A 25,886-nucleotide genomic window follows, 5' to 3' on the forward strand; every position below is an offset into this window, starting at 1 on the left:
AATCATTTTTCGGAAATCATCGTTATACCGTTTCCCATTATTTTTCTTACTCATCGGACACATCCTCCTTAAAAGTCATTGTATAAATTTAACTTAGATGTGTCCATGAAACTATACTAGCATCAAACGGTATTTCAAATAATATATTAACTTACAAAGAGGAGATTAAAGTGAAAATTTCAATAAACCTCAAAACAGAATATTTATCAAGTTTTCATGTGATACGTTGCTTATGTGAGAAAATAAGCTATAAACCTCACGAACAATTCGAAAAAGAAGATTTCAGATTAATATACCCGATATGTATGGATATAAAAAAGATGGATAAAAGGAGTTTAACGGAAGCTCAAGATTATAAAAATCAACTTCGCTTTTATACTATTGATAGGGTTGAAAGGCAGCTATATTCACTTTTGCGGTCCATTCGTAATTTTATCGGAGAAAATTTGGAAATATATATCTATAACGTCAACGCTTTAGATCCTGGATCCGCGAGATTTTTAAAAATATTAACTAACAAAAATTTTGGTGAGGTTTCCTATTATGGGCACCAATCCCATCTACCGTTTTTCAATGATCCGATTGAAAATACTTTGCAATTAGAACTAAAAAAATTAAATTAGAACCACATGACAAATGAAGTTCATGATTTAGCCTTACAATTTTTATCTGTAGGAGATGCATGGACCAGCATAAAGTTATTAAAACGAATACTTGAGATAAATAAGAATGATGAATATTTATATGACTTAGGAATCGCCTATACACAGATAGGAGAAACCGAGACAGCAGCCTATTATCTATACAAAAGTAAAGAGTTTGGAAAATTTAACAGAGTTATCGATGCTAACTATGTTCTTTCTATGTTGTATACGAGGCACCATCCTCGGTATCTTCAATCATTACAAAAGGCCGAGAATCTTCTTCAAGAAGCATATAGTCTATTCGATGATAAAGAAGAAGACTTCCATAAAATTTTCAATAGGAATGGGTACGCCTTGATTCTGTTTAAGAGAGGCCAAATAGAAAAAGCGATTAGTATACTTAAAAATGGGATAAAACAACTTAGAACTAATACCTCTTTACAAAATAAGGTTACTCTTCATGAAAGTGTTTTATTATATAATTTAGCACAATGTTATACGAAATTGAATTTATTTGAAGAAGCCTCTTTGGCTTTTGAGGAGTTAATAAGGATTGATCCGTATTATCCGGAAAATCGACTTGAATATGCTAAACTTTTATTAAACCATGGGGATGAAGAAGTTGCAATTAAGCAATTAAATGTTGCAAGCGAACTAAATCCTAATTTGCCAGAGATCTATTCAATTTATGGATATTTATATACACAAAGAGAAAATTTCCAACTAGCTGAAAGTCATTACTTAAAGGCTTTTCAACTTTCCAATGAAAAATTCGAATATTTATATGATTTGATTTATACGATGACACTTAATAATAAATATCAAGAATGTTATTCACTAATTAAAGACACTAGGATAGATGTATTATCCTTAAATGATCAGGAATATGTCGATTTATTCACTATTGAAGCTGAGTGTCTATTTAATTTAGGGAAAAAAGAAGAAGCTATTGATATAATGCGATCTTGCATAGAACGGTTTCCAACTAATGAAAATTTAAAAGTAAATATTCAGATGTTAGAACAAGGTGAAGTAATATAATGAAAAACTTAACTTTAACTCTTCGTAAATACGCCTCGGCACGAGCTTTTTTAGTGTTTAGTATTTTATTCTATTTAGCTATGTATGTTTCTAAAACAGTACATGCTTTATGGTTTAATGAACAGCATGCGCTTCCTTTATATGGATTTTCCTATACAATGATGGCTGTGGCAGGTGTTCTTTCTTTCTTAACAGGTAGACTAGGCGATATTTTTTCACCATCTTTTGCTCTAAGAACCGGAGTCATATTTTACTCTATTGGTCTATTTTTAAGGATTATCACAAATTCTATAGTAATTGCAGGTCTTTCAGGTTTTATTGCTGGAATTGGAGCTTCACTTGTAATAGTTTCAATGAGGCATTGGATCCTTTCAATCGGAGAACAGGAAGACCGCCCAGCGATTGTTTCATTAAAGGAAACAAGCAGGAACGTTGGGACATCCATAGGTACTGCTATTGCTGGAATATCTGTAATTGGAGTGTCCTTAGTTTTTTCAAAACCCCTTCCAGTAGTTTTAATTCTATCTGCTATTTTATGTTTTAGTTCACTTTTATTTATTCCTAAAATTCAAAAAACGAATAAAAAGGATACTAAGGAAAAGGAAAAAACTAATAGTAAACCAAGAGTATCTAAAAGATTGTTAGTTGGTGTGATTACTTTTGGGGTTATTGCGGGATTAACTGTAAGCATGCTAGCTCCATATTTGCCTATTATTTTAAACAATCAGGGAGTCTCGGTATCTTTAATTGGTATTTATATGGCTCTTATAAGTATTTGTGGGGTAATCAGCAGTCCAATGTTTAGCGGAAAAAAAATCAATGAAAATAAAACAAAAATATTCTTTTTATCAGAATTATTTGTTGGTATTGTTACATTATTATTTATATTAAATCTTCCTAGTATAGTCATACCTTTGATTCTTATATTAAGAGCATTTTTTATGGCAGGATCCATAATTTCCCAAGAATTATTAGAGCTAGATATGTTTCCGAAATATGCAATAGGTATGTTATATGGTTTCTCGCAATCGTCCTTTTTTATCGGAGATGCTATAGGAGGCACACTAGGCGGATTTTTATACAACCTTAATCAAGATTTTGCTCTTTTAGCTTGTGCACTTTTGACTTTAATTAATGCTTTACTTTTTACACTTTTTTATAAATATATAAAACAAACTTCAATAGCAGGTGATCAATGTGTCTCAGTTGCAAAATAATGATTTTTTCGACCCTTATTTGTTATCATTTGGCCTGAAAAACAAAGCTATATTTATTAATGACTCAAGCATTATAAATCAACGATATCAACAATTAGTAGCTTTAAACGACCAGTTTAAAGCTATTATCACGTTTCAGACAAAACCGATTATTCTTATTCTTTATTTAGATATATCTAATAACTCGATAAAGATTAGCCGAAGAAATGATGACCTTGAAGAGATTTCTATAAATACCTTGTATATTAAGGAATTTAACATAGTTGATATTTATAATGTCTTTCCCAGTTCAAACGAAGAAATTCTTTATGTCCAAATGTATGCAGATAATGACAAATTGGTCACTATAAGTATTAAAAATGACACTAAATATGACACTGTCCCTTTTAATAATTTGGATGACAACATAGAAGTCATATCTTCTAAAAGTCAGAATTACCTAACTTTAAGAGAAAAGCCTGGTCATGGATATGCAGCCACTATATTTTCTTCCGATATTATTTCATTAGATAATTACCTCTGTCGTTTTGGAGAGCTGATTGCAAATAAAAACATAATAAATAATACTGAATTTCTAACTATCACTGATCTATCCTCTTGTAAAACCGTATTTGAAATGAAATTGGAACATCCTTTAATTGTATCCAAAATAATAAACAACGAAGTTGTCTTATGTTTATGCAACAAGGAAGGTATCAATGTCCTTCTTAATATAAACTATCGAACTGGACAAATTATAAGTGAAACCGAATACCAATGTTCTATAGAATTTCATGCTCAAATTAAAAATCGGGTTATGATAAAATTAATGGGATTATCAGAAGGTGTACAATGGGGATATATTACTGAAGATGGACAAATTTATTTGGGATTTAGAACAGTTAATTCAGTAAATTACATTAAAACAAAATACATAAATGATAAATTTTCGGGCATTTTATTTGAACCTAAAAGCGTTTTGGTAAGAGGAGCTATCATCTCGTTACATGGGGGACCGGAATCATTTGAATTTAATGAATTTCGATATAATGGAGTATATAGAAAACTAGTGGAACAAGGTTTATCGGTTTTGGTACTAAATTACAGCGGCTCCGCTTACAGAAGCATTGTTTCCAAAAAATCCATATGGAAAAAGTGGAAAAACGTTCTAAAGGAAATCTATACTGCGAGTGAATTTCTTTTAAGTCGGTATAAATTACGAAAATCGGATATTACTTTATTTGGTGTTAGTTTTGGTGGTTCTCTAGCATTATTAGCAGGATGTGATCCTAAGTCTTTTTTTAAGAAGATAGTTGCTGTAGCCCCATTAGTAAATATGAGCAATCATATAAATAAATTAGATAATGAGGAATACCAATGGTTTCAATCACGGTTTAGTACAAATGAAATTACAAATTTATTTAGCGATAAAAATTTCGTTAAGAATATTTCAATTCCAGTGAATATAATTCAGGGAGAATATGATGGTGTTCTCAGTTATGAAGAGAGTAAACTGATGGTACAAAAAGCTCAATCAAAGCAACTTGAATGGGTTCTGTATACCGAAAAAGGTACAGATCATGTACCTAGTAATTATATTGAAAAAGTTAATAGGCATAATTTTATACTTAAGAGCTTACTTTAAATATTTTTAAAAATCCTATAATTTTATTGAAGGTGGATTGAACCTCCCTTTTTTCATTATCAATTGAGTCGGCTCAATTAATTAGTCGGAGGAAAACGGTTCACTTTTCTCCCAACCGATTTTGTGCATTTATGGGTTCTCCACCCGAAAGTAGCTGGCTTTGCCCACCACTTTCAAATCCAAAAAAATCAAATACCATCTCTAATAAAGGGTAATGGACATTTTGCATACTTTTTACGTATTTTTATCAGTTGATTTGCAAAAAGATTCCAAAATATTCCATTAACAGATCTAAGACTCAAAAATAGGTTTAAGAACACAAAAAACCTCCTAAAGAAAAAGTAAGACGCAAAATGCGTGGTTACCACCACCAACTTCAACTTTAGGAGGGAACAAAATGGTTGTTCAACAACCTTTACCCAATTCTACCGTAGTTGAAAACTGTTTGCGCCTATTAAACCTGGAAAATTATCGCCATCCCTTTTTGGACCACTGTGCCAAAAAGCTTTTGTCCGGCAAAGCTATTCTGATATTTGTTGAAGCCTTTCTACATCAGCGGCTCTCCCTTTGAAATGCACAGGAGAACCTTAGAGCCAATGACGAGCTCCAAAAGCTGATTGACTTGGAAGACATTCACGAATCAACAATGTACCGAAAACTGGAAAAGCTTCCTATTGGCCTTCTTCAGGAACTGTCCGTAAGTCTTTTCGGTTGTATTGACGCCCATCATCGGGGAGTGCAGAATGTCATGGATATTGGTCCGCTTGCCGTAGTGGACTCAAGTGAAATCACCCTGCCTCAAAAAGCTGGGGAATGGGCCTACTCATCCAAGGATAAGAACGGGGTGAAAATTCACCTACGCCTGGCTATCTTGAATGAGGATACAAGTTATCCCCAAGGGATTATTGCTTCCACCACGGCGGTATCTGACCAGGAAGTTGCCGTTGATCTCGTTGTTGATAAGGACGCCACCTATGTGTTTGACAGAGGGTACATCAACTATTCCCACTACTGGCAGTGGCTCCAGGATGATGTGAAGTTTGTGGCCCGAATAAAAAAGGGTTCTAGGACAAAGGTGTTGAAAGAGCGTGAAGTTGATCCGGACAACCATATCCTGAAAGACGCGGATGTGGAAATCAAGGATCTCAAAAACGACCGTTCATTTGTCCTCCTCCTGGTAGAGTACCAGGATGAGGAAAATAACACCTATCGTGTGGTGACCAGCCGTTGGGACCTGTCGTCCGAACAGGTTGCTGACATCTATCGGATGCGCTGGAAAATCGAACTCTTTTTCAAATGGGTCAAGCAACATCTTAAATTGGTCAAGCTCTTCAGCCATAAGCCGGAGGCAGTTTGGAGTCAGCTATGGTTGGCAGTAATTGCCTATGCACTGTGTGAGATTATCAAGATCATGACAGGAACTGACAAAACAGTTTGGCAGGTACTGCAGCTAATGCGCATTTATTGGTCCGATACATGGGAAGAGTTTCTCAAAGCTCTTCACCGCGACCCAACAAGAACCTCTAAAGGAAGGCGCAAAAAAGGAAAACCGGGAAGGCCGAGGAAGTATCCGAAAAAGCACAAGCCAGTTAAACAGATTGTAGGCTAACTGACCGACGGCTAAGTAAATAACTTGGTAACCGTATGCGTCTTAGTTTCGTGCGGCCTTTTTTAAGCTGTCGACCGTTAACTGGCTACTCCCGTCGAAAACATTTACCATATTTTGGGTGTTATTTGCAAAGCTAGTGTACTTTTATGGGGAAAATAAGTGGTATATTGTTAATATAAGGTTCAATACCCCTTTCCCGCTGTCCTGTGAAGAATTTCTTGCACGAGATTTTGTGTTTTCAAAGGCTTCCTGAGTGGGAGTCTTTTTTTTGGGGGTGGGAGCTACTTGTTTAGGTTGCATGCTCAAATTTTATTGGAAGGAGGAAGAATAATGGTAATGGATATGACTGTTACATCATATGGAGAGAGGTTGACTGTTGCCCTTGGGCTGTTCAAGGAGTTCAAGGGAAGAAGCGCAGTCTTTTTTATTCGGGGAGAGGAGGTTGTCGTTCATATGTCCACTTATACCGCAAACCGATTGAAAATACTGTTGAATCAAAATGAATTAGATGATTCAGATTAGTGGGAAAAATGGGATGAATCATCCTTTAAATATTCAAATAGCCAAAAATTAGGCAAGTTAATTAATGAATATGAACGCACCAATATCACTTTGACGATTAACTATTTTATAATGACCGTGTGGATATTTATTGATAATAAATTGTATGCTTTCATCGCACAAATTACATTCTCCATCAAATAAAATAATTCTGTTAACGTAAAAATCCTCCTAATAAAATTTGTTGATTCCAGAATAATTTGATTCAAAGGTATTACTCATATTTTTTAAAAAACAAACTGACAGTTAGGCATTATAATTGAAGTACTACATCCCAATATAAAAATAAACAAGTGTTTTTACATTGACTATTTTGTGGGAAAATATAGGTTTTGTTCTATATATGTTGAACGAAAGAATTTCGGTTTATTTCGGAACTGATTTTAAGCATGTGCAACAGTTATATGAAAAACTTTAATCCAACTTATATAGCATGTTAAAAAGTGTAAAAATAATAATTAATCATTATTGGAAAGAGACTTACTTAATAACTGATTAATAGTATCAATATAATCATCTATTTGAAGCATCGAATCATAAACAAAGCATTCATGTGCAACATGTTCTACCATCCCCTCAATTAATGATGAGATCATTTCCGTATTCAAGTCAGACCTAAATTCTCCAGATTTTTGACCGCTTTCGATTAAACTTTTTAAAAAACTATAATAAGGTCGCCGAATTTCTTTTTCAGCCTTCCAATGCTCTGTTTTAAAAGCACTGACTGCATTGAAGACTGGAAAAACATCATTATAATTCTCCATAACACTAAAAGCAGCCTTTATAACTTGAATTAACTCTTCTTGTTTACTACTTTGAGAACCAATAACTTTTTCTGCTTCAAGAAGAATCTTTTCTCGCATTTCTCGAACTAAAGCAAAAACCAAATCTAATTTAGAAGGAAAGTATAGATAGAATGTCCCTTTCGCAACACCGGCTCTCTCCACTATTTCCGAAACCTTTGTAGCATCAAATCCTTTTTCTGCTAGAACACTACGTGCAGCAGTTAATATTTCCATAAAACGTTCTGGCTTACCTATCAATTTTTTTACCTCCTAAGCACAACTTCATCTTAATGAAGTTTATCATAAAAGGAATAATATTGAAACTAAGCTTGTATTAATGAGTCCTCTTCTGGCCCATCATTAGGACTAATTTTGGGGTAATCAGATTATTTTAGGGCAAAGATTTTGTATACACAAGGCTATCGTAAAGTTATAAAGAAATTAAGGAATTAAGGAAGCTGAAGTTACTTTTGAAAAAATGCTTGACTAATTATTTAAAGTAGTTATAATTTACCTTAATGACTGACCGACAGTCATGTTCGTGAGCAAGGAGGATATTTTATGGAGGTTTTTAAAAAAGACGGTAATGGTACTCCGATTGTATTTATCTCTGGATTATTTGCTGGAGATTGGATATGGGAAAATACAATCTCATACTTTTCTAAAACGGACTATACTATTATCCAACAGTCGGAGGCACTCGCTGCTTATGGAGGAAAAATTAGTGATTTGCGAGCACAATTATTAAATTTTTTTAATGAATCGATCGATACTAAAGCAATCATTGTAGGTAATTCCATGGGAGGCTTACTTGCATTAGAATTGGCTTCTTTAATTCCTGAAAAGGTAAAAGCAATAATCGCAAGTGGGGCACCAGGAATGGGAAGCATGAATCTTGGGATTGGACCACCTAAAAAAAGTAATAAAGAAGAAAGTAAAGAGTGGTTCCGGGCTTTAAAGAAACAATTATTTGTAGATCCAAGTTGCGTTTCTGAACAACGACTTGAAGGTTTATCTGAATTTTTTAGTAATAGACGTAGCTTTTTAAATATGATTCGATTAGCCAAAGAATCCGATAGATATGATGCTACAACTATTTTAACTAAGATTGAATGCCCAGTATTACTTTTATGGGGTGATCAAGATAAAGTTTCTCCGATTAATCCATGGAAAAATGTCCCCAACTTAATTCAAAGATTCAAATTCAAATTATCGAAAATAGTGGTCACAGTCCAATGATAGAAAAACCAAAAGAGTTTTGGAATTCTATTGAGGAATTTTTAAAGAGCACAAAAATACATGCTATGTAATCGAACATAATAACATCGGTCAGTCGACTTATTATATATTTCTTGCTAAGTAAATTTAAGCTATTAAATAATTGTTTATATAAGTTCGGAGGGGAGCTATTTGAAGCTTTCAACAAAAGATAAAATTGTGGAAGCAATGGTAGAACTCGTTCATGAAAAGGGATATAAAGGAGCAACTACAAGAGAACTTGCTCAAATAGCCGGCGTGAATGAAGTTACTATATTTAGAATTTTCGGTAATAAAAAAGGAATTGTTGATGCAATTATACAGAAGTATGCACTAATTGATTTAATCGAATCAATTTTTCAAGAAAAAGTAGTTTGGGACATTGAAAAAGATCTGAAAATGTTAGTAAGAGAGTACCAGGCTTTATTGGAGCAAAAGAGAACAGTTATTTTGCTTAGTTTAAAAGAAACAGGACAGTTTGCAGATTTGGACGAATTATTAAAACGAATCCCCCGAAAATATACTGAGATTATAACTGATTATTTTACTAAAATGATTGAAAAAGGAAAAATGAACACAGTTGACTCTTATGTTATCGCAACTAACTTTGTATTTATTAATTTTGGTTATTTTTTAATGAAAACAAAAATTAACTCTGAAGCAGAAGAATTATCAATTGATGATTTTATTGATAAAAATATTAATTCTTTTATAAAAATGCTTCAGTAATTTTTTTAACAATATGAAAGTATGTACTTACTTCTATTATGGGAGGAATAAAAATGAAGGTTCTTCAAAATTTTTTTAAAGAAAAAGAAACGCTGCTAGGCATTGCTGCTGCAATTGCTTTTCAACTTATTTTTGTTGTTGTCTGGTTAACCGGTTATGACGGTGTGTATGATCGAACAGATCAATTTTCCATTGGCATTGTAAATGATGACCAAGAACTCGGGGAAGAAATTGTAAAGGAAATAAAAGATAGGGATTTATTTCAAATAAAAGAATATAAGCAATACACGGAAGCAATACAAGAGTTAGATGAGAGAAATGTGAACATGCTTATTCATATTCCAGATAATATGATGAAACAACTACAAAACAATGAAACGGTATCAATAGATTATTTTATTAACCAATCTGCCCCTACCTTAACGAAACAAATGATGGAAAAGGCAGCTAATACATTAAATAGCCAAGTCAATCGACAAGTTCGGGAAACCATAGATGCGCAAATAGCGGAAAATATTCCACCAATGGTAGCAGCAGAAGCTCCAAATGAAGAAATGAAAGCAATTATCGAAGAGGTAGCGAGTCAGGTAGTAGATTTGGTCCAGGAAAATACGCAAGTGAATCCTTTGAAAGCTAATATAGAAAAAACAAATGAAAAAGAGGGATTTGCGATTACCATGGTTCCGCTGTTAATTGTATTGGCATCTTATATTAGTGCTATGTTAATTAGTCAGTATTTGCAGATTACAAACGGAAGATTAAAACAGGAGCATGGTCGGTTTTCCCTTTTCTTTGGCAGACAAATTATTAATATTCTACTCGCTCTTGGTATTTCATTATTAACTGTTTGTCTCATGTACCTATTTAATATTGAGCTAGATTATAATTTTATGGCTTTATGGGGATTCCAAGCAATATTGCTTTTTAGCTTTTTAGCGATCTCTCAACTTTTCGTGATGTTATTTGGAAATCCTGGAATGATTTTTAACATTGCGTTAACTGCGACTCAATTGGTTAGTTCGGGGGCTATTGTACCTCGTGAATTATTACCATCTTTTTACTTTGAGCTCGGAAAATTACTACCTGCAACGTATGGGGTAAACAGCTATTTCAGTTTAATTTATGGTGGAGGAAATCTTGGTTCTGACTTAAAACATTTGGCCATTATTATTGTTGTACTGTTAGGGCTTGCTCTTACCATACAAATTCTATTTTCTATATGGGATCGATTCAAAACACAAAAAGCAACGGTGAATAGTTAAACTTCCCCTACCCTTTCAGAGTTTATTTTTAGTAGGAGGAACCTAAGATGAATCACAATATATACGAAATCGAAACCACTGGTACATTAATGAAACAAGGGTATGTTTCTTTAAAAGAATCACAGTCGGTAGAACAAGCAATAAGCCATCTACGAAATCAGGTACAAGGGAAGAAAAATATTCATTATGTTTATATTGTTAATACAAGTAAACAATTAACTGGTGTGTTATCAATACGTGAGTTACTCGAAGCACCAAACATGTCTAAACTTTCTAATGTAATGAAAAGAGATCTGATTTATTTTCCAAGTGATTTAGACCAAGAAGAAGCTGCAAAGATTTTTCGTGATAAGGACCTCGTTTCTATTCCCGTTGTGAATAGCGACAAAGAATTACTGGGGATTGTTCATGTAGAAGACATTATCGATGTTATTCACCAGGAAGCGGATGAAGATATTGGTATGATCACAGCTTCGGGGAAGGAAATCGATTTTAACACCAGTCCAATCATAGCGGCTGGTAAAAGACTCCCCTGGCTTATTCTCTTATTATTTATTGGGCTTATCTCAGGTGGAATTATTGAACGTTTTGAAGAAACATTAGAGAAGGTAGTTGCACTGGCCTTTTTTATGCCGATGATTGCCGGGATGACAGGTAATACAGGTACACAATCACTAGCTGTTATTGTACGTGGTCTTGTATCAGAAAAACTTAATCTGAAAAAGGCGACTAAGCTTTTATGGAGAGAATTATTGGTCGGGGTCATTATTGGGCTCACTTGTGCCGTTATTATTGCAATTGTCGCTTATGTTTGGAGAGGAAGTTCAATGCTTGGATTTGTCGTAGGCATTTCGCTCTTGGCTACTTTAATTATCGGGACACTTGCTGGAACGGTTATTCCACTTATTCTTTATAAATGTAAAGCTGATCCTGCTGTCGCCTCTGGACCGCTGATTACGACGATCAATGATATTCTATCTTTGCTTATATACTTCGGTATTGCGACGATGTTTATCTCGAAAATTGTATGATATATTTTATGCCTTCCCGGAACTGGTTTAAAGGTCTCTCATATACCGTATATAACGGTAATCTGTAAACTTACTATTTTAATATGATGCGTATCGTATAGCTTGTGACAGAATACCATTTGATTTATCAAGAAATCTTTTGGATTACTTTGGGATTATTTGGCTATAAACAATGTCTAAAACAATATATTTACGTTTATTCCCAACTGGATTAAGTTCAGTTGGGTTTTTCTATTATATATTTTCGAAATTTTTTCAGCATTAGTTGGCATTTCACAAAAAATCTTGTTGAAGGTTATGAAAGGGGAAATCATCACCCTCCTTTGCAGTTGCGAAGGGAGAGAAAATGCATGATAGAACCAGATCGTACCGAGTGGCAAGTTCGCTGTGCATTTAACGCCTTTTGTAAACGAGTATTGAAAAATGAAGCAATCAATATTTACCACGAAAGGCAGCAGAGACAAGCAAAGGAAATGACATTTTCGGATCTTACACCACAAGAAAAAAATCAGCTCTATACATTAGATAAGCAATATGAAGGAGAAGAAGGGCAAAGTTTTCAAGTGGCTGGAAAGAAAATCACTCCGAAATTACTTGCTGAAGCGCTGCGTACTTTGCCAAAAGAAAAGCGTATCACTGTCCTACTATACTACTTTTTTGACAAATCAGATGTAGAAATAGCTGAACTACTCGATATTCCACGTAGTACAGTTCAGTATAGGCGGACAAGCTCTTTCAAAAGGTTAAAACGATTTTTGGAGGAACATGCAGATGAATGGAGTGATTAATTCTAATGTTGAAAACAACGAGCGTGGTTTATTGCCGTACCCAATTATTTTAGCTGCAAATAAGGGTGAGCCAGAAGCAATGAAAGTAGTTGTTCTACATTATGGAAGCTATATGACAAGCCTATCCATGCGTAAGCTCCGTGATGAACAAGGAAACACTTATTGGGGCATCGATGAAGATACACGCGAACGCTTACGAGCGAAGCTTATGCAATCTGTTTTAGCTTTCAAAATTTGAATACAGAATGGTTAGGTTTTCCCTTTCATTCATCATATATTTGTTCTTTGACAAAGAAAGCACGGAAGATAACGCCGTGCAGTATAAACAAAAAATCAGATACGTTCTACTGATGATGAGCCACTTGATTCATACGCCATGACTTTCGTTAGGAACGAGCGGTAATTTGTGAATCTAATGCAATCGTGGTGGATTGCTGGCGATAACCCATCAGTATAGATAATGATACTCCCCTACCGTCATGGTTCGAGCGTTCAAAGCGTCGCAAGCTATGAGTGGGGCTGGAAGAAATACTTGCAGGGGTGAAATTCCCGTGGAGCTGTAACCAACAGCCGTCTGATTTTTAAATAGATTAGTGAATCGTTGTTTCTAGTATGTATTCCTCTGTTGATGAAAAAGGAGGTATATATTAATGAAGGAACTGATTACAAAAGATGATTTAATTCAGCTTGGGTACCCCAAATATACTTCAATACGAATTATTAGACAAGCTAAGCAAATGATGGTACAAAAAGGGTATCCATTTTATAATAATAAACGCTTAGGGCGTGTACCAAAAATGACAGTCGAATCGATTCTAGGTTGTGAACTAGAATTGGAGGAAGACAGTCATGGCTAAAACCAAATATGCAGGGGTCTATATTGATAACAATGGACAATACTTTTATGAAACGGAGTTAGGAACGGATCGCATTACTGGAAAGCGGCTTCGTAAAAAGGGACGTACAAATCAACAAGGAAAAAAGTTTACTTCTGCTTTACAAGCTTATAAGGAATTGGTACGGGTGAAAAATGAATACCATAAAGCAAATGGTTATGGGAATTATCACATGACATATGGTCAATTCATGGACACTGTGTACATTCCAGCTTATGAAACAGAAGTGGAAGAAAGTACTTTTTACGTTCGCAAACGAACCTTAGAAAGCATGAGAGATCGCTTTTCAAACATTGAGCTTCGTTCTTTAACTGTAGAAGATGTCCAACGTTATCGAACCTGGTTACTTTCTGATAAAGGGGCAGGATATTCCCAGGCATATGCTAGTTTGGTATTTGGTATGTTTCGTAAAAGTCTAGATATGGCAGTTGATATGCAATATTTAGAAGTGAATGTTTCTAAAAAGGTGAAAGCAATCGCCAAAGGAAAAGCAGTTGTTCCTTATTGGACAAAAACAGAGTTTGAAAAAGTTATTTCTGTGATTTGTTTGGATGATTTTTATGAACATTTATGTTTTGTAATATTATGGACGTATTTCATGACTGGGATACGTGTGAATGAAGGAACAGCTTTATGGTGGGAAGATGTTGATTTCCAAAACAAACGGCTTCGAGTTCATCATTCCTTGTATTTAAAAAATAAAAATGATTGGAAACGAAAAGCTTATACAAAAACAGAGGATGGAAAGCGAATCATTTCTTTAGATGAGGATACGATACAAATTTTAAAAGAGTGGAAACAGCGACAATCAAAAATAGGGATTGACGATTTCGTTTTTAGTTATGACGGAACGCCAATGATTAAATCGACAATTGCTAGAATCATTCAACGTTATGCAAAGCTTGCAAATGTTCATCGTATTCAAGCTAAAGGGCTTAGACATTCGCATGCATCTTATCTAATTAATGAATTTAACATCTCTGTTTTAATTCTCTCGAAGCGTATGGGGCATTCCAGTCCAGAGATTACGTTAAAACATTATTCACATATGTGGTCAGGAGTAGATGAACTTATCGCCGAAGAAATGACAGGTAATATAAAAATACAGACCGCAGAAAAGTCAGGTATTTCATTTAATGGCAATCAAGCAATAAAAAAATAAGTTCCGCCAGAATCCCCGCCAAAACAATTTGAAGGTGCGAAGAACATTGATATAGCAACGTTTTGACGCCACCTGCAAACTTGGAGTGGGAGTAGTTGTAGAAGAGCTAGAAACCTTTGTGTATCAAGGGTTTTTGGCTCTTTTTTATTTTTCATTGCACTTTTATTGCACTTTTTGTTTTCTTAAATAGTCAACAGTGAATTGATTTTTCGGTGAGGAATCATAGTTTTGTTTAGCTTGTTTGAATGTTATGATTCCATTTAGTTTGTTAGCCACTTCAAAGTTACTATTAGGATAAAGATGTCCATATGTTCCTAAAGTCGTTTCAATATCTTCATGTCCTAGACGGTCTTTAATGATGAGCGGGTTTTCTCCCATACTAATAAGTAACGAAGCATGAGAGTGACGTAATCCATGAATTCTAATTCGGTGAATCCCAGCTAGTTTAGCGTAACGCTCAATAGCATGTGCGAGAGTATGTTTTTGTGTTGGAATGCCATTGTAACTCATCACAAAATCTGTCTTGATAAGATCTTGTTGCACATTTTTCCATTCTGATAAAATATTTAATGTACACTCATCAAGCACAATGTGTCGAACGCTTGCTTTTGTTTTTGGTTCAACAAATTTGTAATTTGTTTGGTTTTTGTAATAAAGATTTTTGTTGATGGTTAGTATCCCCGAATCAAAATCAACATCCTCCCATTGAATGGCGGTAGCTTCGCCGATTCGCATTCCTGTCATAAACAAGAACCATAAAGAAACAAAAAGGAAATGTTGGTAGTAATCCTCTTTAAAAATGAAAGAGATTACTTTTTCAAATTCATCTTTTGTCCAAAAGTCAATCTTTGTCTTTTGCTTTTTTACATTTCCAATAATCTTAGAAGGATTTGTTGTTGTAATGCTTAATACAATCGCTCTATCCATAGCAACAGAAAACAACCCTTGAACTGCTCTTACATATGAAGATTTTAGGTTTTTTGATAATTTCAGTTGCCAATTTTGTACATCAATGGGCTCAATATCAGGAACAGCCATTTTGTAAAAGTAAGGAAAGTGCTTCTTAATACTTGGTAAACGATTTTCATACGTTCTGAGCTTTACTTGTGTCTTATACCAAGGAAGAAAAATCTCAAAGATATAATGTTCAAACAACATTTTGTTCTTGTTTTCACTTAATTCTTCTGGTTTCATAAGCAGCAGCTTCGAGTATTCTTCTCTTGCTTCTTTTTTAGTAGTAAATCCACTACGATATTTTTGAATCTTTTTCCCTTTAGAATCATATCCTAAATTTGCACGAAAATAGTAAGTACCATTTTTCGCTTTTTTAATCGGGTCTTTAGCCATAGTTTTTACTCCTTACCGTGCAAAAACTAATCAGACCTGTTGTCATCTGAAAAATTGATTCCAAGAATTTCTTCTACAGCTTCACGAGGGACTCTATCTAGCTTCCTAGACTCATAATAGGAATGTCCCTTTGTAATCATTAATTCTTTTGCTTTTTTAATGATATCTGCTGAAAAAGAAGTTCCGTATCCTAGCTCAATTAAGTCTTTTTTAGTGACTGTTATCATTGATACTCCTTTCCATTATAGGCTAGGAAAACTTCAATATTCGCCTATAATTATAACGCACTATTTAAAATAAATGAATTTTAAGTTGCATCTAGAGTAGATACTTTTATATGGTGGCATGAACTACAACTTCTCCCAAATCCAATGATATATAAGCAATCGAACAGCTTTGGTTAAGCTCACGGGAATTTCACCCCTGCATGGTTCGCATGCAGCTATACCCATTGCCTGTGACGCTCTAAACGCTCGGGCTGTGGCTGTATAGGAGTATCATTATCACGATAGAGAAGTCATGGCAGTGACTTGTCCAAAAGACACTTACGGATCGCTGAAAACAATCGCTCGTTTTGCATTATTTGCAAAGTCATGGCGTATCAGTCCGTCGGCTCAATCTCTACCGAAATGTATTCGATCACTTTTTATTCAGTTGTCAAAGAACATTGGCTTGTCAGCCTATTAAAATACACCGAGACAGCATATTTTAATAGAATGACAAACTACTAATCAGGAAGCGTGAACGCTCCAACACGCTTCCGCGAATGGAGAATTGATTATTTGATTTCAAAAGCTAAAATCTTGGTAATTAATCTAGTTTCCAATCTACCGCGTAACGTTTCATCAACTATCATGTGTGAATTTCCGTATTCATCTTTCATTAATCGAAGGGAGCGTTTTGAAAGATAACCTCTGTAGTGTTTTACAATATAATTAATTGCTTCTGTATCACCATCATTCGCTTTTACAATAAGAGAGAAGGGAATCATAGGATATTTTGTTTTCATTCTGTACTCTCCTCCATGAATTTTTTAATAAAAGCTAGTCCACTAGTTCGGTGACGATAGACTGTTGAACGATTTAATTTCAATAACTCTGCAATTTCCGTATCGCTCATATCCATAAAGTAATAAAGTAAAATAATCTTACGCTTTTTATCCGTCAGATTCCGTAATGCTTCACTTAACAAATCACTTTCCACACCAATACTAAAACCGTTCAATGTGAAGATCTGTAAATCACCTGAATAGTTATCGATAGTAGAAAACTGATTGACGAGATAATCCCCTGTATCAGAGAAGGAAACTTCTTGTTTTGAAATTCTCGACAAATGTTTGAAATAGTCTTTGCGTTCATCTTCCATCGCGCGCTTACAGATATAATCAAACTGATTTTCTATGGTAGTCTGAAAAGAAGATGGCTTCATGATTTCTCACCTCCTTTCTCGCCATGAAAGGAAGTGAGTTCTGCTCTATTATTTCCTTTCGTACTAAGTCCCGACACGAAAGGGCTGTTTGTTGCATATTTTGAAAAAAACTTTTAAAAAAGTTTTCAGCAAACGAAAAAGACACATAAGCAGATTGCTCAGTCTGTTTATGTGTCTTCATAGTTCGTCCTATATGTTTTAAAAAACCACATTTATGAGCGTTTTTATCTAGGGTAGATGAATAACCTTTTTTAATAAGGGGTCAGAAATCAAACATTGTTGAATAACAATATATTGCATGACGACTACCTCCTAGGAGCCGTCATCTTTTTAAAAAAGATTAAACTTCATACACCATACACCATTTATAAATTCTGTATAAAAAGAGAGACGGCAGCTATTTAAACCGTCGTCCGGAAAGGGAATATTATTTTAGGCATGAAAAGGGTACTGCCAGATAACGGTTTTTTTTATTGCCGTATGGCAGTATCTTTTATTGTATGAAGTACACAACATGAACTGTGTAAATACATAGTACGTTTTCCTATACCTGTTTCTAATTTAATAGGAACAGTAGAATGTATAGGGGTGGTTTATTATGCGTAAAAAAGAAGATAAATATGATTTTAAAGTGTTTGGACTTGCTATAAAAGAAGCACGTACAAAACAAGGTTTAACCCGAGAACAGGTAGGGGCATCGATAGAAATTGACCCACGTTATTTAACTAATATTGAGAACAAAGGGCAACATCCTAGCATACAAGTACTTTATGATCTTGTATCGTTGTTAAATGTATCCGTTGACGAGTTTTTCTTACCTGCTTCTAAAGTGACGAAAAGTAGCAGAAGAAGGCAGCTAGAAAAACAACTTGATAGTTTAACAGATCAAGACCTTATTATTATGGAAAGTGTTGCCAAAGGAATACTTGAATCTAAAAAAGCAGGGGAGAAATAAATTCTTTATTTATCTTTGGGTATTGTTGTCAATTCAATTCATATCCCTTATTAGCCTTATATTTTTACCATTAACCAAAAGTGATAAATGATTAGTCAAGACAAATGTCTCAATTTTATTCAACTAGAATTTTTGGTTAATGTTAGAAATTTAGGAAAATGCCGACTTTCCTTTCTTATTAGCAGGTCTATTAACGAAAATAAATAATACTTATGCAATAAGAAATACGATTACAATTTATCCATTTATAATCGCATTAGTTATTGATATAAAAGGATTTAAATAGATTGGTTATACTTGATAATTGTAATCGCCCATCAGCTTACATATTAAAATCTATCTAATGTTATATCCATGTTTATACTTGAAGCAGCCTTGTTGCCGTCGGCTGAAGCAATTATCAAAGAAGAGGACTCTGCCTTTTCGGTTTCTCCCGCAATATATATCCCATTTGCTGTTGTTCGTCCAGCACCGTCTGTGATAATTCCTCCGTTTTTATCAAATTGACAATTTAATTGTTCAGCAAATTTATTTGGGCGATAAAAACTTGGAACTACGAAGCCACCACTTCTTAGAATGTTATCACCTGATTCCAATTCAATACTTTCTAAGTTACCATTATCTCCATGTAAGTCTTCAATAACATCTGTATAAACCTTAATCTTTTTACTTTCAAAATCATTTCGTACTTTGTTGAATAGTTGATGACCATTAGTAAAAACGATTAAATCTTTTGACCAATTAAAAACCAATTTAGTCATATGAATAATGTGTTCATCATTTTCTGCAATTATAGCTAACGGCTTGTCTCTAAGCTCCCAACCATCACAATAAGGACAGCTGAATAAACTTTTACCGTAGTATTGTCTAATCTGTGTTAAGGGAAATTCTTCTTGAATACCGGTAGCTAACAGTATTTTTTCTGTTATATAAGTTTTATTATTTGATGACTTGATTAAAAATAAATCATTTTGATCATCTTTATTTACCTCAATAACTGTTTCATTCGAAATTGAAACAGAAGGATAAGATTTTAATTCTTTCATTGCAATATTTTTGAATTCTTGAGGTTTAATTCCCTCTCTTGTTAAAAAACCATGTGACTCCTGAGTTACACGATTTCGATTTGTTCCATTATCAAATATGGTAACCTTTCTTCGCGCTCTTCCTAAAGTTAAGGTTGCACTTAATCCGGCAGGTCCAGCACCAATTACAATACAATCATATTTCTCCATCATTATTTTCCTCCATATCTTTAATATATATAATAGAGTTTTAATATCTATAATTCGGGTAAAAGACATCATGATTTATATAGATGTCTTATTCATTTTGTTAGCCAAGTCAACTATACGTGTTTGATTCAATTCATCCAAAAGCTTTTCCTCAGCTGATTCAATCGCTTTCTGAATTAAGCAATCAGGATTGTGGTTGAGACAATAATCAAACATAGGCGTCAAACCTTCAATAGCTTTTATAACTTCGAGTAATGAAACTTCTTCCCCACCCGGTTTTAATTTATAGCCGCCATTTGCACCTGAGACAGATTCAATCATACCCGACTTTACTAACTTTGTTAGTATTTTAGATAAATATGTCGTTGAAACCTGTTGGCGCTCAGCCAATTTTGCCACACCTATATGCTCATCGGATGGATTAACAGCTAAAAAAAGCATGGTGTGGAGAGCATAGTTCGTAGCTTTTGTTAATCTCATATTACCACCTCATTAAAGACTTAATAACTCTATAATATCCATTCTGGTTTTAAAGTCAAATAATAAGTTTCTTCAATGACCGGGAGGGATTGCTTTCCGGTCTTATCCAAACAGTATTTTGCTTTGAGCTCCTCAAGGATGAAAGAAAAATCAACAAATTCATTTATTTGCCGAAGCATATTATCTTTTGGGACGACGATATCGTATATCGCCATGTATGGACTTAGATTAAGGGTCTCTGGTTTTAAATCATTGGGCGCACCACCTACATTTTCTTAATTTGAGTATACGGGACAAGAGTCATTTTTTAATCGAGAAAGAACGTTAGTGGGGATTAGACAATAGTGGATTGGAGTGGAAGGCGCAATTCCCACGGGAACAGCACGATCTGAAAGCCCCGTAGAAAAGCGTCTGCTGGGAACGGAAATCCACGGCTTCCAAGATGAAAAAGCGAGAATGGAAAACGATAAGTCGTTTCCATTCTTGCAATGATTTTCCCAAGATGACTATTTCAGTGCCCTCCAGGTTGGTACCCCTCTTTTTTAATTTTTCAATGCTGAATCGTGTTTAAATTAAATAGCACACTGTCAATTACTGTCCCCCACTACTTTTAACTAAAAGTTTTCTTTTATAAACGATTGGTAGTAAAGCTATAAAAATTAAAGCGGCTACAATCAAAAATACATGCTGAACAACGTCTAACCCACCACTAAAATTGTGTAGGATAGGGTTGAACCATTCAAAAATATATGAAAAGGCCCATATCTCTGAAAATGATCTTGCAATTGGTGGTAAACCAGCGACACTAGAATATCCACCAGCTTCAAAGGTGGTGAAGTATTTGACTTTATTAAGAATCTGTAATTATATTCACTCTCTTTCATATCAAGAATCTCAAAGTTTGACAGGTTAATCATATTGGGTAACACTTATTCTATACTTTTCTAAAGTTGGGCATTGGGATTATCGTGTGGAAAAATCAGCACCATAGATTTCTTCGTACACCACATTAATATTAATATCCAATTATATAAATACTTTTTTTCTTATCATGGTTTCTGCAATGCATAAACTAATCACCCAACATAGCCATACAGCAATTGTGTAGGAAGTACCATATGAAAATTGCAAGGCATTGTGTGAAATGGCCACAATGATGTAGATGAACATATTGGCAAAGGCAAGAAAGAAGCTTCTTAACATCCATGAACTATGCTTTATCACGTTTTTTCTTCTAATATTGATAAAGCCTAGAATTGTTGTACCAAACCATAGTGTATTTAAAACGAGAAATCCAATGGTGCTCAACCATCCTCCTGTTGCAAAAAAAGAAACGTAAACACCAGGGATAAAGTTTAACAAAATAGACAGTACATAGACTCGACCATTCCAACGATGAAATTGGATAGATTTAATTCGTAATTTCTTGATCACACCCAAGGGGCCAGTGATTAGTGAGATAATAGCAAAAATGATATGTAATCTGATCATAAGTATCCATAATGATTCGTTGGTTAGAACTTCATCTTTTCTAGCAAGAAAGTTCTGAAAAGTGGGATCGACCATGAAATTTTTTGAAAATGTATGCATGACCCACATGAACGATACGATTAAAAAAATGATCCAAATGTTCTTTTTCATTTTTATCGTTATCCTCTTCTCTAATATTTAGGAAAATAAACTGCGATTTGTCATAACAAAAACAACAGTAAAAATAAGCAGAAATGTAAACCAACCGAGTGTATTAAGTTTGGCTTTATTTCGTTGTAACGCATTGTCAGGATCCTCAGCAAAAATAACTCGTTTCAAGTTATTTTGTATCATACCTATCAAGGCACCAATCAGCATAAACAGGATTAATGATAGCACCACCCATAACAAAGAAGGATAAGTGGCATATCCCATTACCATCCATCCTCCTGTAATGATTAACAAAATTAATGCATAATGGGCAAAGCGGGTAAAGCCTACTAATGTTTTAACAGCTATTTTCAATTCATTACCTGATCGTGACAAAAGAGATTTAAACGCAAATGGAAAAGCTAGAAAACTACCAAGCAATAAAGCACCTAATACATGAGCAAATACAATAAATGAATACATAATACAACTCCATCCTTAAGATATACGATGTCCCATTAATTTGGATGAGGGAAGCATACCAGCCTTTGCTTCACCATACATATTGTTTCCATCTACAGAAACGATAAATTTTAATGTAAGACGCATAGGCTTCGTCACTTTCATGGACCATTTTAATTGATTCCCTTCCAGTACAGCGTTGTCCAGCGTAGCAATATTATCCCCTTGTTTTGCAGTTCCCACTATACGACCATCTTCAGAAGATAAATCTAATAAAACGGAAAGATCGCCAATAGGAGTGGAAATCGTAGTATCCCATTTTCCTTGGAAATTAAAGCTCTTATCAGTATCAGTTTGATTAGAGGAGCGAGAACTTGTCGTTTCCATTGGATTTTCATGTTTGCTTTCTTTAGGTGCATGTCCTTCAGCTTTCCAAACTGTGCCCCTGCGCTCGTACTCAAATAGTTGTTCCACAGCATGTGCTATACGGGAACCTAACTCTCGCTCAACTAAATAAAGCGCAACATCGAGCCCTGAAGTAACGCCACCGCCAGTAACAAGATCGCCATCATCTACGATACGGGCATTAACTGGAATAGCGTTGGTAGCACTCAAAAGACCCATTCCCATATGATGCGTTACTGCATGGCGGCCTTCTAATAAACCATCCATTGCTAAAATGAGAGATCCGCCACAAACTGTGGAAAGTAAAATATCGGCTTTCTTCATTGCTTCTCGTAGTAGATTATTTAACTCGGTTTCAGTGGCTTTTTTTAATTTTACTGGAATGGAATCTGGCCCATTATCATGAACAGAACCAGATGCCCCTGGTACAAGAATGATTCCTTTAGAGGATAAATCAATTTTGCCGCTTGCTTGGAGTTGTAATTGATTCACCCCACTTGTCACCATTCGTTCACCTTCAGCGGAAACTAGTTTAACTATTATTTCCTCCTCTGAGTACATTCCAGCTGCAACAAACACTTCATAAGGAGCAATTGCATCCAATAAATCAAATCCATCAAATAACACAATTTGAACATTCATACATATGTCCTCCATTTTTTTAAAAATTTTAATCAAACTTTCTGGCAATTAATTTGAGCCCTTGCCACAAGAATTGTTCTTTTATTTTGTAAGAAGCTCTTTCAACCTTTGATACTCAGCTTCATTAATTTCTTCCTTGGCTAACCGATTTTTAAGAATCATGGTTATGTCCCTGTCTTTCTGATTGGAATCTTTATAACGATAGCGAATTTCAAAGATTCGAACCGCCATAAAGCAGAAAAGTGTAAGGCAAAACAAAGCACCGAATGGAAAGAATGTTTCGAAACCCATATGTGTACCTCCCTTCAAATAGTAAATTGAGGCGAAATACTTTATTTATAGTGAACATTCGCCTATCAACTTCACAATTAAAGAATAACCTTTAAATGTCTCAAATGATTGTACAAAAAGGTCACAAAACAATCACAATCCATCACAAAAACAGTGATTTAAGTCATTGTTGAAACAGTGATATACTGAAAGTAGATTTCGATGGAAGGTTCGTTTCTTAAACTAGCATCGAAGGGAAGGTAGGATTTTGTGAAGGAAAAACAGACGATTATGGTTGTAGATGATGATAAAAGCATTGTTGAACTATTAAGAGACTTCTTGGAAAATGACGGTTTCTATGTAAAAACTGCTTATAACGGCGATCAAGCACTGTCCGTACTTAAGCAGGTTACAATTGATTGCATCATTCTTGACATCATGATGCCGGGACTAAATGGTTTCGAGTTCTGCCGGCAGGTACGGGAGGAGAGTAACATTCCTATCCTCTTCCTGAGCGCTCTCAGTGATGATGTAGATAAAATTCGTGGGTTGGCAATTGGGGGGGATGATTATATAGTTAAAACCGCATCTCCGGGTGAGGTTATTGCCCGAGTGAAAGCTGTATTGCGACGCTCTAGTTCCCAGAAGGGATTTAGCGGGAAAATCTTGGATTACGGTGGTCTCACTTTGGATTTATCCACAAGAGAAGTATTTGTAGAGGGAAAATATATCTCACTTACACCAAAAGAATATGAATTATTGCGACTGTTTGCCGAGCATCCGCAAATTGTTTTTACTTATGATCAATTACTTGATAAATTTTGGGATGGAATTGGCGATAAACATACTGTCCGTGTCCATATTAGCCGCCTACGTGAGAAAGTTGAGTACGATCCAAACAAACCAAAATATATATTTAATGTTTGGGGTATAGGTTACCGTTTTAAAGGAGAATAAAATGAGATCAATTCGTATTCGTACATTATCTATATTTAGTTTGCTTTTAATCTTGATGTTGCCATGGGTATTTTACGTAACGGCCCACTTATTAACAACAAAATCACTTAGTTTCGATACGAATGAAGCTGAGAAGGAAGATTTAAATAAAATGAGCCACCTCATTGAAACAAATACAGAAAAATGGTCTGACCCCCAATGGCAAGAAAATTTAAGAGGAAAGTTACAAGCAGAGGATATGGGTGTAAAAATTTTAACCGAATCAAATCAAGAGATTTTCCAATTTTCCCCTAAGAAAGTTCGCTCATTTACGCGAGCAGAACAGTTTTCAATTATGAAAGATGGTCGCATAGTTGGAAGAGTAATGATTTTTCAGCCAAATTCAAGAGGGGTTCAGATGATTGTAGCATTTACAGGATTATTGTTAGCTTTTTTTATCATCGGTTATGTCATGAGAAGGTTTATTCTCAACCCACTTGAGAAAATGAGCTTGGCAGTCCGACAAGTCGCGGAAGGAGATTTGGACGTCCAATTACCTGAGTCCCCGATCAAAGAAATTACGGAAGTATATGGCGGAATTCAAATAATGACAGAAGGTCTCCAGGAATCCATGCAAAAACAAGTGGAATTGGAGGAAGAACGCCGATTTATCATTGCTGCAGTCGCCCACGATTTACGGACACCATTATTCGCCTTACGAGGTTATTTGGATGGTCTAGAGGAAGGAATTGCTGACTCTCCAGATAAACAAGCAAGGTATCTGTCCGTTTGTAAGGAAAAGTCATCACAATTGGCCCGTCTTGTAGAGGATCTTTTTACATTTACAAAGGCGGAATATTTGGAGATGGATCTCAAGAAAAACACGGTTAATCTTCCTATTTTATTAAAGAAATCGATTGACAGCCTTAATCCACTAGCAAAGCAAAACAACATCTCTATTATCGCAAACTATTTCGAAGATGATTGTATGATCATGGGCGATTCGTATTTATTAGAGCGTGCCATAAATAATTTATTGGATAATGCTGTCAGACATACACCACACGCTGGTAAAATTTTCATACAATGCTATAAGGATGGTAACAGAGTGGTCTTTACTGTTCAAGATACGGGGAAAGGTTTTTCTTCAGAAGTGATTCATCGTGTTTTTGACCCACTATATCGTGGTGAAGCATCGCGAAACCGTTCAACCGGAGGGGCCGGGTTAGGGTTGACTATTTCAAGAAGGATTGTTAGACGACACGGGGGTGACCTTGTCGCAGATAACCATTCAGAAGGTGGTGCACTGATAAGAGGTTGGATACCAGCTCACTCTTCTAGTGCTTGATAACTTATAATAAACCTTAACTAGATAAGTGATGCTAGTATAGTTTCATGGACACATCTAAGTTAAATTTATACAATGACTTTTAAGGAGGATGTGTCCGATGAGTAAGAAAAATAATGGGAAACGGTATAACGATGATTTCCGAAAAATGA

Annotated in this window: 30 protein-coding genes and 1 pseudogene; 18 read left to right on the forward strand and 13 right to left on the reverse strand. The window is 35.0% G+C overall.

Going from position 1 to position 25,886, the window contains the following annotated elements:
* Nucleotides 1-170: 170 nt before the first annotated feature.
* The 7 genes from KI363_RS19205 (at nucleotide 171) to KI363_RS19235 (ending at nucleotide 6,657) form a co-directional block, all read left to right on the forward strand.
* The gene (locus tag KI363_RS19205) at nucleotides 171-623 is read left to right on the forward strand and encodes a hypothetical protein (protein ID WP_212967315.1); all 453 of its coding nucleotides are present in this window, start codon (nucleotides 171-173) and stop codon (nucleotides 621-623) included.
* 6 nt (nucleotides 624-629) lie between these two features.
* A complete protein-coding gene (locus tag KI363_RS19210) occupies nucleotides 630-1,685 on the forward strand; it encodes a tetratricopeptide repeat protein (RefSeq protein ID WP_212967316.1) in 1,056 nt (351 codons plus the stop codon).
* On the forward strand, nucleotides 1,685-2,902 hold the full coding sequence (locus KI363_RS19215) for an MFS transporter (RefSeq protein ID WP_212967317.1): 1,218 nt from the start codon (nucleotides 1,685-1,687) through the stop codon (nucleotides 2,900-2,902). The genes KI363_RS19210 and KI363_RS19215 overlap by 1 nt, the downstream gene beginning before the upstream one ends.
* The gene (locus tag KI363_RS19220) at nucleotides 2,883-4,526 is read left to right on the forward strand and encodes an alpha/beta hydrolase family protein (RefSeq protein WP_212967318.1); all 1,644 of its coding nucleotides are present in this window, start codon (nucleotides 2,883-2,885) and stop codon (nucleotides 4,524-4,526) included. The genes KI363_RS19215 and KI363_RS19220 overlap by 20 nt, the downstream gene beginning before the upstream one ends.
* Nucleotides 4,527-4,923: 397 nt before the next feature.
* On the forward strand, nucleotides 4,924-5,097 hold the full coding sequence (locus KI363_RS19225) for a hypothetical protein (RefSeq protein ID WP_212967319.1): 174 nt from the start codon (nucleotides 4,924-4,926) through the stop codon (nucleotides 5,095-5,097).
* 42 nt (nucleotides 5,098-5,139) lie between these two features.
* Nucleotides 5,140-6,135: an IS4 family transposase gene (locus tag KI363_RS19230; RefSeq protein ID WP_306345199.1), complete on the forward strand. Its 996-nt coding sequence runs from the start codon at nucleotides 5,140-5,142 to the stop codon at nucleotides 6,133-6,135.
* Between the two features lie 330 nt (nucleotides 6,136-6,465).
* On the forward strand, nucleotides 6,466-6,657 hold the full coding sequence (locus KI363_RS19235) for a hypothetical protein (protein ID WP_212967321.1): 192 nt from the start codon (nucleotides 6,466-6,468) through the stop codon (nucleotides 6,655-6,657).
* A 57-nt stretch (nucleotides 6,658-6,714) separates the two neighbouring features.
* Here KI363_RS19235 and KI363_RS22295 read toward each other — a convergent pair whose 3' ends face one another.
* Both KI363_RS22295 and KI363_RS19245 read right to left on the reverse strand, forming a co-directional pair.
* A complete protein-coding gene (locus tag KI363_RS22295; protein ID WP_212967335.1) occupies nucleotides 6,715-6,846 on the reverse strand; it encodes a DCC1-like thiol-disulfide oxidoreductase family protein in 132 nt (43 codons plus the stop codon).
* 308 nt (nucleotides 6,847-7,154) lie between these two features.
* The gene (locus KI363_RS19245; RefSeq protein ID WP_212967322.1) at nucleotides 7,155-7,739 is read right to left on the reverse strand and encodes a TetR/AcrR family transcriptional regulator; all 585 of its coding nucleotides are present in this window, start codon (nucleotides 7,737-7,739) and stop codon (nucleotides 7,155-7,157) included.
* Nucleotides 7,740-8,042: 303 nt separating this feature from the next.
* On the opposite strand from KI363_RS19245, the gene KI363_RS19250 reads away from it, so the two are divergent.
* The 8 genes from KI363_RS19250 to KI363_RS19285 all read left to right on the forward strand — a co-directional run bounded on the left by KI363_RS19250 (nucleotide 8,043) and on the right by KI363_RS19285 (nucleotide 14,606).
* Entirely contained in the window at nucleotides 8,043-8,720 is a 678-nt protein-coding gene (locus KI363_RS19250) for an alpha/beta fold hydrolase (RefSeq protein ID WP_246516958.1), read from the forward strand.
* A gap of 171 nt (nucleotides 8,721-8,891) precedes the next feature.
* Nucleotides 8,892-9,467 (forward strand): TetR/AcrR family transcriptional regulator, encoded by a 576-nt coding sequence (locus KI363_RS19255; protein WP_212967323.1) that lies wholly within the window; start codon nucleotides 8,892-8,894, stop codon nucleotides 9,465-9,467.
* A 53-nt stretch (nucleotides 9,468-9,520) separates the two neighbouring features.
* Nucleotides 9,521-10,729 carry a YhgE/Pip domain-containing protein gene (locus KI363_RS19260; protein ID WP_212967324.1) on the forward strand — a complete coding sequence of 403 codons (1,209 nt, stop codon included), beginning with the start codon at nucleotides 9,521-9,523 and terminating at the stop codon, nucleotides 10,727-10,729.
* A gap of 47 nt (nucleotides 10,730-10,776) precedes the next feature.
* Nucleotides 10,777-11,760, forward strand: coding sequence for a magnesium transporter (gene mgtE / locus KI363_RS19265; RefSeq protein ID WP_212967325.1), 984 nt, complete (start codon nucleotides 10,777-10,779; stop codon nucleotides 11,758-11,760).
* Nucleotides 11,761-12,110: 350 nt separating this feature from the next.
* A complete protein-coding gene (locus KI363_RS19270; protein WP_212967326.1) occupies nucleotides 12,111-12,548 on the forward strand; it encodes an RNA polymerase sigma factor in 438 nt (145 codons plus the stop codon).
* Nucleotides 12,532-12,786: a helix-turn-helix domain-containing protein gene (locus KI363_RS19275; protein ID WP_212967327.1), complete on the forward strand. Its 255-nt coding sequence runs from the start codon at nucleotides 12,532-12,534 to the stop codon at nucleotides 12,784-12,786. Before KI363_RS19270 ends, KI363_RS19275 begins: the two co-directional genes overlap by 17 nt.
* Nucleotides 12,787-13,198: 412 nt before the next feature.
* Entirely contained in the window at nucleotides 13,199-13,405 is a 207-nt protein-coding gene (locus tag KI363_RS19280) for a DUF3173 domain-containing protein (RefSeq protein ID WP_212967328.1), read from the forward strand.
* Nucleotides 13,398-14,606, forward strand: a complete 1,209-nt coding sequence (locus KI363_RS19285) for a tyrosine-type recombinase/integrase (protein ID WP_212967329.1) — start codon at nucleotides 13,398-13,400, stop codon at nucleotides 14,604-14,606. The genes KI363_RS19280 and KI363_RS19285 overlap by 8 nt, the downstream gene beginning before the upstream one ends.
* A 162-nt stretch (nucleotides 14,607-14,768) precedes the next feature.
* Here the strand turns inward: KI363_RS19285 and KI363_RS19290 are convergent, their stop codons facing one another.
* The 4 genes from KI363_RS19290 to KI363_RS19305 form a co-directional block, all read right to left on the reverse strand.
* Nucleotides 14,769-15,953: a site-specific integrase gene (locus tag KI363_RS19290; protein WP_212967330.1), complete on the reverse strand. Its 1,185-nt coding sequence runs from the start codon at nucleotides 15,951-15,953 to the stop codon at nucleotides 14,769-14,771.
* A 26-nt stretch (nucleotides 15,954-15,979) separates the two neighbouring features.
* Nucleotides 15,980-16,180 (reverse strand): DUF3173 domain-containing protein, encoded by a 201-nt coding sequence (locus KI363_RS19295; protein WP_072741228.1) that lies wholly within the window; start codon nucleotides 16,178-16,180, stop codon nucleotides 15,980-15,982.
* A gap of 551 nt (nucleotides 16,181-16,731) precedes the next feature.
* On the reverse strand, nucleotides 16,732-16,962 hold the full coding sequence (locus tag KI363_RS19300; RefSeq protein WP_212967331.1) for a helix-turn-helix domain-containing protein: 231 nt from the start codon (nucleotides 16,960-16,962) through the stop codon (nucleotides 16,732-16,734).
* A complete protein-coding gene (locus tag KI363_RS19305; RefSeq protein ID WP_212967332.1) occupies nucleotides 16,959-17,381 on the reverse strand; it encodes an RNA polymerase sigma factor in 423 nt (140 codons plus the stop codon). The genes KI363_RS19300 and KI363_RS19305 overlap by 4 nt, the downstream gene beginning before the upstream one ends.
* Nucleotides 17,382-17,979: 598 nt before the next feature.
* On the opposite strand from KI363_RS19305, the gene KI363_RS19310 reads away from it, so the two are divergent.
* Nucleotides 17,980-18,336, forward strand: a complete 357-nt coding sequence (locus KI363_RS19310; RefSeq protein ID WP_212967333.1) for a helix-turn-helix domain-containing protein — start codon at nucleotides 17,980-17,982, stop codon at nucleotides 18,334-18,336.
* 329 nt (nucleotides 18,337-18,665) lie between these two features.
* Here KI363_RS19310 and KI363_RS19315 read toward each other — a convergent pair whose 3' ends face one another.
* The 7 genes and pseudogenes from KI363_RS19315 to KI363_RS19340 all read right to left on the reverse strand — a co-directional run bounded on the left by KI363_RS19315 (nucleotide 18,666) and on the right by KI363_RS19340 (nucleotide 23,471).
* Nucleotides 18,666-19,571, reverse strand: coding sequence for an NAD(P)/FAD-dependent oxidoreductase (locus tag KI363_RS19315; RefSeq protein WP_188856839.1), 906 nt, complete (start codon nucleotides 19,569-19,571; stop codon nucleotides 18,666-18,668).
* Nucleotides 19,572-19,646: 75 nt separating this feature from the next.
* Nucleotides 19,647-20,051 (reverse strand): RrF2 family transcriptional regulator, encoded by a 405-nt coding sequence (locus tag KI363_RS19320; protein ID WP_188856838.1) that lies wholly within the window; start codon nucleotides 20,049-20,051, stop codon nucleotides 19,647-19,649.
* Between the two features lie 47 nt (nucleotides 20,052-20,098).
* A pseudogene (locus tag KI363_RS22425) lies at nucleotides 20,099-20,266 on the reverse strand (transposase); the annotation flags it as partial.
* Between the two features lie 811 nt (nucleotides 20,267-21,077).
* Complete coding sequence (locus tag KI363_RS19325) at nucleotides 21,078-21,692, reverse strand: DUF2306 domain-containing protein (RefSeq protein WP_188856837.1); 615 nt, start codon at nucleotides 21,690-21,692, stop codon at nucleotides 21,078-21,080.
* 27 nt (nucleotides 21,693-21,719) lie between these two features.
* A complete protein-coding gene (locus KI363_RS19330; RefSeq protein ID WP_188856836.1) occupies nucleotides 21,720-22,154 on the reverse strand; it encodes a DUF2269 family protein in 435 nt (144 codons plus the stop codon).
* Nucleotides 22,155-22,169: 15 nt separating this feature from the next.
* Nucleotides 22,170-23,180, reverse strand: a complete 1,011-nt coding sequence (locus tag KI363_RS19335) for a DJ-1/PfpI family protein (protein WP_188856835.1) — start codon at nucleotides 23,178-23,180, stop codon at nucleotides 22,170-22,172.
* 81 nt (nucleotides 23,181-23,261) lie between these two features.
* On the reverse strand, nucleotides 23,262-23,471 hold the full coding sequence (locus KI363_RS19340) for an SHOCT domain-containing protein (protein ID WP_212967334.1): 210 nt from the start codon (nucleotides 23,469-23,471) through the stop codon (nucleotides 23,262-23,264).
* Nucleotides 23,472-23,720: 249 nt separating this feature from the next.
* Here KI363_RS19340 and KI363_RS19345 point away from each other — a divergent pair, with 249 nt between their 5' ends.
* Both KI363_RS19345 and KI363_RS19350 read left to right on the forward strand, forming a co-directional pair.
* Nucleotides 23,721-24,407: a response regulator transcription factor gene (locus KI363_RS19345; RefSeq protein ID WP_077604258.1), complete on the forward strand. Its 687-nt coding sequence runs from the start codon at nucleotides 23,721-23,723 to the stop codon at nucleotides 24,405-24,407.
* A gap of 1 nt (nucleotide 24,408) precedes the next feature.
* Nucleotides 24,409-25,734: a sensor histidine kinase gene (locus tag KI363_RS19350; protein ID WP_188856832.1), complete on the forward strand. Its 1,326-nt coding sequence runs from the start codon at nucleotides 24,409-24,411 to the stop codon at nucleotides 25,732-25,734.
* Nucleotides 25,735-25,886 lie beyond the last annotated feature (152 nt).

It is taken from the genome of Lederbergia ruris, from assembly GCF_018332955.1.
Classification (GTDB): Bacteria; Bacillota; Bacilli; order Bacillales; family Bacillaceae_C; genus Lederbergia; species Lederbergia ruris.